Raw genomic sequence first — 11,829 nt, 5'->3', positions numbered from 1 at the left:
GCATAATTTCGATCTCTTCGGGTGGTTAGCTCAGCGGTAGAGCACTGCCTTCACACGGCAGGGGTCACTGGTTCGATCCCAGTACTACCCACCAGAATTTTGGTGTGTCGATCACCGAAGAAAAAAGGGCTTACGCAGCAATGTGTAAGCCCTTTTCCGTTTTGTGATTTCCGTTTCGTCACTTCCCGTTTGCCTCGTCATTGTATTTCTCGCTGCTTGCATGTCGATATCTGTCGTCGGCACCACGGTGTGCGTGCGAGTCAACAACGAAACCTCGTCGATTGCGGCGGCAAAACAGTGCTGATATAGTCGGCTTTCGGGCATTCGCCCCGTCTACTTTCTCCACCTCATTGACTACAGGGAGGCGTCACATGTTCGCAGTGCATATGGCCATCCCTGACATGGTCCCACGACGTTGACTCGTCGACCGCGCAAGTCGGCCTGAAAAGGCGCTCCGCGCAATCCCAGATAGTTCGCAGCCAAGTCCGCAGGCTTATTGCCAGCAGTTTCATTGCCGTGAAGCGGCGCGCTTCGACTGTCTCTCCATCTCGCTTCTGACTGGAACCCCGGTGCGCCATGCGCGAACGGGTTGTCGCAAATGACCAGAAAAAAACTCGACTTTCGCGGGCAAGCGTTCAAGGATGTCCTCGGCTTCACCTTCCGGCACTGGGCTCAACAGCTGTGGCGCATTGTCGTCATTTCTGCGCTTGTCATGCTCTCCGCCGTGGCGGACGTGCTCACGCCGATGTTCGCCGGCCACCTTGTCGACGCCATCGCGTCCGGCCCGGCCGCACGTGCGAGCGCGTGGCACGCAGCCATCACGGCCTTTTGCGTTCTGGCGGCGCTGGGACTGGGCGCCACTTTGCTTCGGCAAGCCATGTATTTCAACATCATCAAACTGACGTTGAAGATGATGAGTGAGATCGCCGCGAACGCATTCCATCGCGTGCAACGCTTCTCGACCGACTGGCATGCCAACAGCTTTGCCGGCTCCACGGTGCGCAAGATCACGCGTGGAATGTGGGCGCTCGATCTGCTCAACGACACGCTGCTGATCGCGCTGTTCCCGTCGCTGATCATGCTCGTGGGCGCGACGTTGCTGCTCGGCTGGCGTTGGCCGATGATGGGCGCGGTGGTCGGCGTAGGCTCGCTGCTCTATATCGCGGTGACTGTCGCGCTGTCGCTCGGCTTCGTGGCGCCGGCCGCGCGCCTCGCCAACGCGTGGGACACGCGCATGGGCGGCGCGCTCGCGGACGCGGTCAGCTGCAACGGTGTGGTCAAGGCTTTCGGAGCCGAGGAGCGCGAGGAGTTGCTACTTGCGCGTGTGATCGGCAAGTGGCGCAACCGCACGCGCCGCACGTGGATTCGCGGCACGATCAACGGCGGAGTGCAAGGCGCGATGCTGGTGGCAATTCAGACCGCGATTCTCGGCGCCGCGCTGCTACTGTGGTTGCGCGGTGAGGCGAGCGTCGGCGACATCACTTTTGCGTTGACGATGTTCTTCATGCTGCAAGGTTATCTGCGCGAGGTCGGCATGCACATCCGCAACTTGCAACGCTCGGTCAACGACATGGAAGAACTCGTCTCGCTGGAGCGCCAGCCGCTTGGCATCGAAGATCGCCCGGCCGCCGGTCCGATCTCCATCGGCAAAGGCGAGATCCGCTTCGAGCATGTGACGTTTCATTATGGCGCGGACGCCACGCCGCTTTATCGCGACTTCTCCGTGCGCATTGCGCCCGGAGAACGCGTCGGGCTGGTCGGCCATTCGGGGTCCGGAAAGACGACCTTCATCAAGTTGATTCAGCGTCTTTACGACGTGTCCGAAGGTCGCATCACGATCGACGGTCAGGACATCGCGCAAGTCAGGCAGACGTCGTTGCGCAGTCAGATTGCTATCGTGCAGCAGGAGCCGGTGCTGTTTCACCGTTCGCTCGCGGAAAACATCGCGTATGCACGTCCGGACGCGAGCCGCGCTGAGATCGAACACGCCGCGCGACTCGCGAACGCTCACGACTTCATCAGCGCGCTGCCCAACGCTTACGACACACTGGTCGGCGAGCGCGGCATCAAGCTCTCGGGGGGCGAGCGCCAACGCGTTGCGATTGCACGTGCGTTTCTGGCGGACGCACCCATCCTGATTCTGGACGAAGCCACTTCGAGCCTCGACAGCGAAAGCGAAGTGCTGATCCAGCAGGCGATGGAGCGGCTGATGCAAGGCCGCACGACGCTCGTCGTGGCACACCGCCTTTCGACCGTGCGCGCGCTTGACCGCTTGCTCGTGCTCGACAAGGGCAAGGTAATCGAAGAAGGCAGTCACGAGACGCTGATCCGACTCGAGAATGGACTCTACCGGCGTCTGTTCGAGCGTCAGGCGCTGGAGCTGATCAAGGGCTTGAATGAAACGCCGGCATCGCACGAACGTCCCCGCGCGCGCAGCCACGCGGTGGACGATTCAAGCCTGCTGGTTAATGACTGAAAAGGGAAAGATGCGGCGCGTCCTGCGGAATAGGCCTTTGTACAAGGCACTTTCCGCCGGCGCGCCGCTATCGTTACACCGCGCCCGCGGGCAAACCGATGCCGCGCGCCATGCCGGTTGCCGCGAAGACCATTAACACGAGCAACACAGTCTGAATCACGCTCAAATGCGCATAGCGGCGTGCGTTTTGCAGCTCCGGCGCAGCGCCTTTTCGTATCGATGCGCGCCAGCGCATTAATGCGAGCATCGACGGAACTTCCAGCACGATGATTATCACGAGCAGCGTCATCTTGACGTGAAAGAGCGGCTCGTGGAGATAGTAATCGGCGCCCTTCTCATAGGTGCCGAAAACGCGCATCAAGCCGGTGACGATCAACACGAGTGCGGAGAGGCCCCAGCGTGTATCGGCCCGAAACACCGAGCGGAGCGCCGCTGGCACCGCGGCACGACGCAGCGCCCACGTGCGCCGCAGAATCGACGCAAGCGCGAAGCCATAAGCGAGCAGATGAAGAGCGGCAAGCAACCAGCGAACCAGCATAGCGACTCCTGCAAACGACACGGCACATCGATTGTTGTTTCACTCGCCCGCCGTCAGTACGGGCGGCATCGTTGCTTCATTATCGACCACGGCTTACTTTACAACGCGCGCAACCGTCACTGCATGTGACCGACTGCACAAAACCTCTGCTTCAGACTTGCCGCAACGTGCTGTCGAGCGCGCGTGCGGCGACGCGATCCCCTTCGGTCGTCAGGGCCGCGCGAAAGACGGTTTGCCGGTTGTGGCCGGCCGCCGCGGGCGAATCCCACAGCAACTCGATTTTCGGACGTCGGCCAAACGCGGCTCGGGCAAGCGACGGAGCGCCGCTCGAGCCTGACGACGTAACGCCGACGCCAGTATCGCCGGCGACGTGGAGCGCGATGACCGGCGTGGGCGCCGTCGCAGAGCGCGTGCCTGCCACGTCCGCCCAGCGCACGGAGAGTTCGCGCGCGTCGTACTGCCCCACCTTGCGACGCTCGGCCCATACGCTGACTGTGCGCGTAAGCGGATCGAGCGAGACGGCATAGCGGCCGATCGCAAAGCGGCGCGCAGCAATGTTGGTGCGCCACAGCGCGCGCGGACGGCAGATCCACAGAACGGCCGCATACAGCGCGGGCGCCGCCAACAGCCAGCCGTTGGTCGCCGCTACGGCTTGCGCGGTACGGCGCCAGCCGGCGCTTACCGCAAAGGCGCTGACCGACCACACCGCGAACAGAAATCCCAGGAATGCGAATAGCCGCAGCGCTTGCCGCAGCCATTGCGGCAGCGGATGAAAAGGCCGCTCTGCGACCGCGCGTGCGCCAGGAAGAAAAATGAGCAGGAACAGGAAGACCAGGTTGATGCACGCCCACGGCGAGGAGGCCATGGCCGACAGCGACGCGGTCAGATCCATCTCCGACATGGAAAACAGCCAGCGGGCGAGAAGCACGAGACCGATAGCGCGTAACGCGAAAATCGTTCCGGCGCCGGGCGCGGCATTCGCACGCGTCTCTTTCGTTCTCGCCAAGGCATCCTCCTGTCGTCGGCGGCGCCGCAGCCAATTTCGCGGCACGGCCATTATAGGGATATTACGAAGACCGGCTCGCCGCGGCGTGCCTGAACCGCTCACTTTGCATCGCGGAACGCGAAAAACGCGGCGTGTATGCAACAACGCCCCGCGAGCGGCTTGCACGCGGGGCGTTGCCGGGCGCTGGCGAGGCGCGTAGAAGACGCTCCTCTTAGCAAGCCCGTTCTCGGACCGAAACTACCCGGCCCGGCTCAGTTAGTTCGCGTTGACTTCACGCAGCACGGTACGGTGCTTCCGACGCAGCAGCTCTTCGTACGTGGCGACGTAGTTCTGGGCCATGACCTTCGACGAGAAGCGTGCTTCGAACGCCTTGCGCACCGTTTCGCGCGGCAGCGTATGCAGACGCTTGACCGCTGCGACAGCGCTGATTTCGTCCTCGACGACAAAGCCCGACACGCCGTTTTCGATCACTTCCGGCACCGAGCCGCGATTGAACGCGATCACCGGCGTACCGCAGGCCATTGCCTCGATCATCACCAGACCAAAGGGCTCCGGCCAGTCGATCGGGAACAGCAGCGCGTGTGCGTTGCCGAGGAACTCCGTCTTTTCCGCTTCGCTGATCTCGCCGATATATTCGACATGCGGCAGCGCCATGAGCGGCTTGATGACTTCGTCGTAGTACGCACGGTCGGCCTTGTCTAGCTTGGCCGCGACCTTGATCGGCATGCCGACCTGCTCGGCGATGCGGATCGCACGGTCCAGACGCTTTTCCGGCGAAATGCGGCCGAGGAACGCGAGATAGCTCGGCTTCACGTCCTTGATCGGCGTGAGCAGATTTTCCGGCAGGCCGTGATAAACGGTTTGCAGCCAGTGAGCCTGCGGCAGCGGAATGCGCTGGTTGTCCGAGATCGACACGACCGGCACGTCCTTGAACGTGTTGAAGATCGGCTGCAATTCCGGCAGGTCGAGACGGCCGTGCAGCGTGGTCACGAACGGCACGGGCTGGCGTGCGAACAGCGAAAACGGGTAATAGTCGATGTGAAAATGCAGCACATCGAATTCGTCCGCGCGGCGGCGCACTTCCTCGAGCAGCAGCATGTGCGGCGCCATCACGTCGCGAATGGTAGGGTCGAGGCGCAGTGCCTGCGGCCAGAACGCTTCGAGCTTGGCCGAGGTTTGCGAATCGCCGCTCGCAAAGAGGGTGACGTCGTGGCCCTGCTCGACCAGTGCTTCGGTCAGATAGGACACCACACGTTCCGTACCACCGTACAGCTTGGGAGGAACCGCCTCGTGCAACGGAGCGATTTGTGCGATTCGCATAATGAAGAACTCCTCGTAAAAAACCGGCAAAGTACTGCGTTTGGTAAAAGCGACTCGCTTGCTCGCCAGGTCAGCCGGGCTGGACATACCGGCGCGGGCCTTATTCTTTCGAGAAATCCTGCGATAGATCGCTTCAGGTTAGAGAGCCCGAACGGTGATCACCGTTCATGCCTGTGCGGTAAACGCACCAACACCACGGACGTTGACAAACTGTCAGAAAATTCCGCGCCGGGCATGGAGCGCATGCATTATCGATGCCGCGCTTCACGCTGCACCACAACATTTCAAAGTCTTTACGTTGTTACAAGGGGGATACACTTTGCAAACCCTTGTTTTGCAAGACAGTTCTACAGTAGCGACTGGCCGTCACCTGCGGCTGTCCCTGGTTCGCGCGCGGGATCCTGTAAGTTCTCGCATCAATCTTGCCGGTACCCGTTGAAGAGAATGCAGAGTGCCGGCTGAATGCAATTTGTAATTATATCTCGAAAACATTCCCCGACCGCGTGAACCACTGCCGCTGCAGTGAGTCGAGCAAGAAGTAGGTCGCGGACGTCCATGGCGACATCTATCGCGCCAAAAGCCCGGTTACGCAGGGCGCAATCGCTTTTGCATGTTTACAATGCGAAGCATTGGCTTCGCCGCGAACCTTTTCGCGTGGCCCACGCTTTGCATGCACACCCCCGAACCTCATCAACCTCACGATCAATTGGAACATTTGACCATCGCCCAGCGCAACGCCCAGAACGCCAAGCTCGCGAGCTATGCGCACCGGCCCCTTGCGTTCCTTTTCCGCTTTATCCGCCGCCATCCGCTCGCTCATGCGACCGTGTTGTGCAGCGTGATAGCGGCCGTGGGCTGTGCGCTCGCTTCGCAATATGCGATCAAGCATCTCATCGATGTGCTCGCCGCTGGCCGGCATCATCCGGGGCCGCTGTGGGGCGCTTTTGCGATCCTGGTCGGGCTGATCGCCGCTGACAATCTGCTGTGGCGCGTCGGCGGCTGGGTCGCCGCCCACACTTTTGTCGCCGTGACCGGCGACTTGCGGCGCGACCTGTTCCAGTACCTGAGCGGGCACTCGCCGACCTACTACTCGGAGAAGCAGCCCGGCATGCTGGCAAGCCGGATCACCGCGACGTCGAATGCGGTCTACACCGCCGAGAACACTACCGCCTGGAACGTGCTGCCGCCGTGCATCGCCGTGCTCGGCGCGATCTTCATGATCATCGTGGTGAACCCGCTGATGGCCGGCGGCCTGATGCTGTGCTCCGCCATTCTGTCGGTCGTGCTGTACAAGCTTGCCGGCCGCGGCTCCGCGCGCCACCACCATTTCGCGACCAAGGCGGCCTCGGTCGACGGCGAGCTCGTGGACGTCATCAGCAACATGGGTCTCGTGCGCGCCTTCGGCATGACGTTTCGCGAACAGCAGCGCTTCGGTGCGACGGTCAAGGCCGAGATGGACGCGCGTCAGCAAAGCCTGCTTTATCTGGAAAAGCTGCGTCTGCTGCACGCGGTGATCACCGCGCTGCTGTCGGCCGGCCTGCTAGGCTGGGCGCTCGTGCTGTGGGATCAAGGCAAAGCGACTTCGGGCGACATCGTGCTCGTCAGCTCGCTCGGCTTCACTATTCTGCATGGCACGCGCGATCTCGCAGTCGCGCTGGTGGACGTTACGCAGCACGTGGCCCGTCTCGCGGAAGCCGTGCGCACCTTGCTCGAGCCGCATGGCATGCCCGACCGCGACGGCGCGACCGAGCTCGTGCCGCAGGGCGGTCGGGTCGACTTCGAAAGCGTGACGTTCGCCTATCCGCGCCGCCGGCCGATTCTCGATCATTTCGACCTGCATATCGAGCCGGGCCAGCGGGTCGGGCTGATCGGCAAGTCGGGCGCGGGCAAGTCGACCGTGCTCGCCTTGCTGCAGCGCTTCTACGAAACGCAAGGCGGCTCGATCAAAATCGACGGTCAGGACATCAACACGATCACGCAGGACAGCCTCCGCCATGCGATCGCGCTCGTGCCGCAAGACATTTCGCTGTTCCATCGCACGGTGTACGAGAACATTGCGTATGGCCGCCCCGAAGCGAGCCGCGAAGAAGTGCTGGCTGCGGCGCGCGAGGCCCGCTGCACCGACTTTATCGAAGCCATGCCAGAAGGCTTCGATACGATCGTCGGCGACCGCGGCGTGAAGCTGTCAGGCGGACAGCGTCAGCGGATCGCCATTGCACGCGCGATCCTGAAGAATGCGCCGATCCTGCTGCTCGACGAAGCCACGTCTGCGCTCGACAGCGCATCCGAAGAAGCGATCCAGAAGGCGCTCGACCGGCTGATGGTAGGCCGCACGGTGATCGCCATTGCCCACCGCCTGTCAACGCTCAACAACTTCGACCGCATTATCGTGATGAGCGCCGGCAAGGTGATCGACGACGGCAGTCCCGAAGAGTTGCGCGTGCGTCCCGGGCTGTATCGCGACCTGCTGTCGAAGCAATACGGCAAGGGCGCTACCCTCCATGTGGGCGGAAAGAAAGTCGACGAACAGCACGTTATCTGAGCCGCGCGCCATAGTCAGGAACGCGTTTAGTCAAAAAAAAAGCCGCTTTTTCAAGCGGCTTTTTTTTCGGTTTTCCCGATCAGAACCGGCTCCACTGTAGCTAGCTCGCGAGAACCTCGCGCGCGGTCTTCTTCCCCGAAGCGGTACGCGCCCGCCCGCTCCTGGTGCGGGTTGCACCACTGGCGCTCTGCAAGTCACGCATGAAGTTGTCGCGCCAGACCGAGACATTGTTCTCCCGCAACTGCGCCATCATGTCGCGATGACGCGCCTGGCGCTCCGCGAGCGGCATGTCGAGCGCTCTGGCGAGCGCATCGGCCATGCCGTCGATATCCACCGGATTGACGATCAGCGCACCGTCCAGTTCCTGCGCCGCGCCTGCGAAACGTGACAACACAAGCACGCCCGGATTCTCCGGGTCCTGCGCCGACACGTACTCTTTGGCGACCAGATTCATGCCGTCGCGCAGCGGCGTGACATAGCCAACATGCGCGGTGCGAAAGAGCGCGGCGAGTACCGAGCGTTCGTATTGCTTATGGATGTACAGGATCGGCGTCCAGTCCAGCTCCGCGAAACGTCCATTGATGCGGCCCGACTCCCCTTCCAGCTGCAGACGGATGTCCTGATAGGCGTGCATGTCGGCGCGTGTCGGCGGCGCGATCTGCAGGAAAGACACCTTGTTGCGTTGCGCGGTGGCGTGTTCCAGCAGACGCTCGAACGCACGGAAACGCTCGACCAGCCCCTTCGAATAATCGAGACGGTCCACGCTCATGATCAGCTTGCGCGAATGCAGCGTAGCCTTCATGGTGCGCACCGGCTTGCCGCGCTCACCCGCCTTGGCGAGTTCGGCGATCTCGTCCGGATACACGCCGATCGGATAAGCAGCTGCACGCAACGTGCGGCCAAACGCATGAACTGCGAGCGGCCCGGCGGCCGAGGCGTCGACTGTGCCGTTCGCCTCGTTGACGATGTAATCGCAGAAAGCACGCAGGTCAGGGGCAGTCTGGAAACCGAGCAGATCGAACGAACACAACGCTTGTACCAGTTCGCGATGTGGCGGTACAGCCAGCAGCACCTGCGAAGCGGGAAACGGAATGTGCAGGAAAAAGCCGATGCGATTCTTCACGCCCGCCGCGCGTAGCGCCTCGGCAAACGGAATCAGGTGATAGTCGTGGACCCAGATAACGTCGTCTTCACGTAGCAGCGGCACGAGTTGCTGCGCAAGCCACGCGTTCACGCGGCAATAACCCTCGAAGTCATGCCGGTCATACTGCAGCAGGTCGGCGCGGTAGTGAAAGGCCGGCCACAGCGTCGCGTTCGAGAAGCCGCGATAGTACTGGTCGTAGTCACGGCGCATCAGCGCGATGGTCGCAAAAGTCACGGGGCCGCGCTCTTCGACCTTGATCTGCGGCTGGCCGGAACTCAGCACGTCGCCGCTCCAGCCGAACCACATGCCGCCGGTCTCCTTGAGCGCGTCGTACACGCCGACCGCCAGACCGCCCGCCGCCGGACCGCCCTCCGAGATCGGCGCAACCCGGTTCGAAACGATAATCAGTCGGCTCATGAAACGCTGTCCCCGATGTAATGCCTTGTTGTCGCACTATGTCGTGTGCGTTGTAAACGTCCTGCGCCGCACACCGCGCCGGTCATCCTGCGCGCGCCGCCGCAACGACCGTCTCGAGCCAGTCGAGCAGCGCGGAAACGGATTCGACGCGCGTTTGCGCGATCGTCTCGCCCGCGCCGACCTTGATCGACAGTCCGTCGCGCTCGTTGACGACGGCGAAGCCCTTCTCGTCGGTCAGGTCGTCGCCGGCAAAAACCGGCTTGCGTCCGACGAACGGCGGCTCGTCGAGAAACGCGCGCATGGCGCGGCCTTTGTCGACGTCCTTCGGTTTGATTTCATAGACCATCTTGCCCGGCTGCAACACGTACGAGTTCGGATAATCGCCGACCAGCCGCTCGGTCGCCTCGCGCGCCGCCTGCTCGCGATCCGGCGCATTGCGGTAATGCAGCGCGAGCGCGGCGCCCTTGATCTCGAGCAGCATGCCAGGGTTGGCATTGACCACCTCGGCCAAAACCTGCTCCATACGCAGAAGGCGTTCGTCGTGAAAGCCGATGCGTTGCGTGTCGCCGTTCGCGTCGCGCCGCTCGGCGCCATGCAGACCCGCAATCGGCAGGTCGGGCATGCCGAGAAAAGCGTCGATACTGTCGATGCCGCGCCCGGACACCACAGCGACCGCTCCATTGGTCAAGCGTCGCAATTCGGCAAGGAGCTCGATGACGCGAGGTTGCACCTGCACGCCGTCCGGCGTGGGCGCGAGTTCGACGAGCGTGCCGTCGAAATCGAAGAAAAATGCGGTCTCGCCACGAGACAGGAAAGCCGGAAGTGGTTGCATCGGGTATTTTGCCTTTCGGCCTTTCGCAGCCGGAAAAGTGTGCGCATCTTACCGCGCATCCATCAATTTTTCGAGAAAGAGAGCCGGGCCGCAAGCCGGACGGAGCAGCACGGCAGCGAGGTCGCGCCCCGTTCGCTGGCATTCCGTTCAAAACGGAAACGATCGGACTTCAACGGGCTTTCAGCCATGTGCGTCATATTGCCTCGCAAACGCTCTGCCCGTGGGCGATGAGCGACGCCTTCCGTCATTTTGCGATACAGTCGCAGCCAAACGGGACTTTGGCGTTACGACGATTTTCGTCCACTATCGCGAACCGCTCGCCGGCACAAGTTTGGGCGCGCGCACGCGAAAGCGTGCGCAATGCCCCGCTCTTCAATCGAGTCATTGATACCTGCTTTGTTCCCGAACATCTCACTGCAACGCTTGCAAGCGCGCCCGGGGTCGCGGCCTCGCGAGAGCCGAGCGCGCCGGTTCCGCTCGACGATCACAGCCGGCGCGCTCATGGCCATGATCGCGCTTGCCGGCTGCACGAGCCGCGCGGAGCCGTGGCATCTGACGAACGTGACGGGCCATTTGCCCGACCTCGACTTCACGCTGACAGGAGACGACGGGCGTCCGGTCAGCGGCGATTCGTTCAAGGGGCGCGCCTCGCTCGTCTATTTCGGCTACACGCATTGCCCGGACGTCTGTCCCGAAACCATGGGGCGGCTGATGCAGGTGCTGGAAAAGCTCGGCCCCGACGCGCAGAAGGTGCGCATCCTGTTCATCACCGTCGATCCGGCGCGCGACACGCCGAAAGCTCTGCACGATTACGTCGGCGCATTCGATTCGAAGCATGCCGAGGGACTGACGGGCAGCGACTGGCAGATCGAATCGCTCGCCAAGCGCTACAGGGTTGCGTATCAGACGGAAAAGCGCGACCCGAACGGCAATTACGAAGTCACTCATAGTTCCGCCGTCTACATGTTCGACGCGCAAGGCCGCGCACGCCTGCTCGCCACCGACCACGACACTCCAGATGCGATCGCGCAGGACTTGCGCCGCATCGTCGATCAACGCTCCTGACTCAATCCATGACACAGATCCCAACGTCCAGAATGCGTACGCTCTCCGCCGTGGCCGGCGCCTTTGCCCTTTCGTTTGCTTTCGCGGCGACTGCCCACGCCGCCGGCGCGCAGACGATCACCGCACAGAATGCATGGGTCCGCTGGCTGCCGAACAACCTGCCGGCAGCCGGATATGTGACGCTCGCGAACTCAGGCGACAAGCCCGTGGACCTCGTCGATATTTCGAGCACCGACTACGGCGACGCGATGCTGCATCAGACAGTCTCGAACGGTTCGTCGCAGAAAATGGTGATGGTCGACAAGCTGACGGTTCCCGCGCACGGGCAGGTTGCAATCGCACCGGGCGGCTATCACGTGATGCTCGAAGGCGCGAAGCACAAGATCGCGCCGGGCGACACGGTACATCTGATGCTGAAGTTTTCGGACGGCGCAACGCTCGACACACCGTTCGCGGTGAAGTCGCCGGCGCAGACGAAGTAAGCACGGC

At 62.3% G+C, this 11,829-nt stretch carries 9 protein-coding genes and 1 tRNA gene; 5 read left to right on the top strand and 5 right to left on the bottom strand.

Annotated features, from left to right (window positions below; genetic code table 11):
* Positions 1-19 precede the first annotated feature (19 nt).
* A tRNA-Val gene (locus BCA01S_RS08265) sits at positions 20-94 on the top strand.
* A gap of 504 nt (positions 95-598) precedes the next feature.
* The gene (locus BCA01S_RS08260; protein WP_027776512.1) at positions 599-2,476 is read left to right on the top strand and encodes an ABC transporter ATP-binding protein; all 1,878 of its coding nucleotides are present in this window, start codon (positions 599-601) and stop codon (positions 2,474-2,476) included.
* 73 nt (positions 2,477-2,549) lie between these two features.
* Here BCA01S_RS08260 and BCA01S_RS08255 read toward each other — a convergent pair whose 3' ends face one another.
* The 3 genes from BCA01S_RS08255 to BCA01S_RS08245 form a co-directional block, all read right to left on the bottom strand.
* The gene (locus BCA01S_RS08255; protein ID WP_027776511.1) at positions 2,550-3,014 is read right to left on the bottom strand and encodes a DUF2214 family protein; all 465 of its coding nucleotides are present in this window, start codon (positions 3,012-3,014) and stop codon (positions 2,550-2,552) included.
* Positions 3,015-3,165: 151 nt separating this feature from the next.
* Positions 3,166-4,020, bottom strand: a complete 855-nt coding sequence (locus tag BCA01S_RS08250) for a hypothetical protein (protein ID WP_027776510.1) — start codon at positions 4,018-4,020, stop codon at positions 3,166-3,168.
* 255 nt (positions 4,021-4,275) lie between these two features.
* Positions 4,276-5,340, bottom strand: a complete 1,065-nt coding sequence (locus tag BCA01S_RS08245) for a glycosyltransferase family 4 protein (protein ID WP_020069419.1) — start codon at positions 5,338-5,340, stop codon at positions 4,276-4,278.
* Positions 5,341-6,010: 670 nt separating this feature from the next.
* Between BCA01S_RS08245 and BCA01S_RS08240 the strand changes: the two genes are divergently transcribed.
* Positions 6,011-7,882, top strand: coding sequence for an ABC transporter ATP-binding protein (locus BCA01S_RS08240; RefSeq protein WP_174447021.1), 1,872 nt, complete (start codon positions 6,011-6,013; stop codon positions 7,880-7,882).
* A 100-nt stretch (positions 7,883-7,982) separates the two neighbouring features.
* Here BCA01S_RS08240 and otsA read toward each other — a convergent pair whose 3' ends face one another.
* Positions 7,983-9,443, bottom strand: coding sequence for an alpha,alpha-trehalose-phosphate synthase (UDP-forming) (gene otsA, locus BCA01S_RS08235; RefSeq protein ID WP_027776508.1), 1,461 nt, complete (start codon positions 9,441-9,443; stop codon positions 7,983-7,985).
* An 82-nt stretch (positions 9,444-9,525) separates the two neighbouring features.
* Positions 9,526-10,275, bottom strand: a complete 750-nt coding sequence (otsB, locus tag BCA01S_RS08230) for a trehalose-phosphatase (protein ID WP_027776507.1) — start codon at positions 10,273-10,275, stop codon at positions 9,526-9,528.
* 501 nt (positions 10,276-10,776) lie between these two features.
* Here otsB and BCA01S_RS08225 point away from each other — a divergent pair.
* A complete protein-coding gene (locus BCA01S_RS08225) occupies positions 10,777-11,340 on the top strand; it encodes an SCO family protein (protein WP_042318242.1) in 564 nt (187 codons plus the stop codon).
* 8 nt (positions 11,341-11,348) lie between these two features.
* Positions 11,349-11,822 (top strand): copper chaperone PCu(A)C, encoded by a 474-nt coding sequence (locus BCA01S_RS08220; RefSeq protein ID WP_027776505.1) that lies wholly within the window; start codon positions 11,349-11,351, stop codon positions 11,820-11,822.
* Positions 11,823-11,829: the final 7 nt, after the last annotated feature.

This window comes from Paraburkholderia caledonica NBRC 102488, from assembly GCF_000685095.1.
Taxonomy (GTDB): domain Bacteria; phylum Pseudomonadota; class Gammaproteobacteria; order Burkholderiales; family Burkholderiaceae; genus Paraburkholderia; species Paraburkholderia caledonica.
Note: the sequence above shows the minus strand (reverse complement) of the source record. Positions and strands in the feature narration are given on the sequence as shown.

Bases quoted from the DNA above. Each gene is read 5' to 3' on its own strand.
- otsB (WP_027776507.1), bottom strand. From the start codon at position 10,275: ATGCAACCACTTCCGGCTTTCCTGTCTCGTGGCGAGACCGCATTTTTC.
- BCA01S_RS08255 (WP_027776511.1), bottom strand. From the start codon at position 3,014: ATGCTGGTTCGCTGGTTGCTTGCCGCTCTTCATCTGCTCGCTTATGGC.
- BCA01S_RS08240 (WP_174447021.1), top strand. From the start codon at position 6,011: ATGCACACCCCCGAACCTCATCAACCTCACGATCAATTGGAACATTTG.
- BCA01S_RS08225 (WP_042318242.1), top strand. From the start codon at position 10,777: ATGGCCATGATCGCGCTTGCCGGCTGCACGAGCCGCGCGGAGCCGTGG.
- BCA01S_RS08245 (WP_020069419.1), bottom strand. From the start codon at position 5,340: ATGCGAATCGCACAAATCGCTCCGTTGCACGAGGCGGTTCCTCCCAAG.
- BCA01S_RS08220 (WP_027776505.1), top strand. From the start codon at position 11,349: ATGACACAGATCCCAACGTCCAGAATGCGTACGCTCTCCGCCGTGGCC.
- BCA01S_RS08260 (WP_027776512.1), top strand. From the start codon at position 599: ATGACCAGAAAAAAACTCGACTTTCGCGGGCAAGCGTTCAAGGATGTC.
- otsA (WP_027776508.1), bottom strand. From the start codon at position 9,443: ATGAGCCGACTGATTATCGTTTCGAACCGGGTTGCGCCGATCTCGGAG.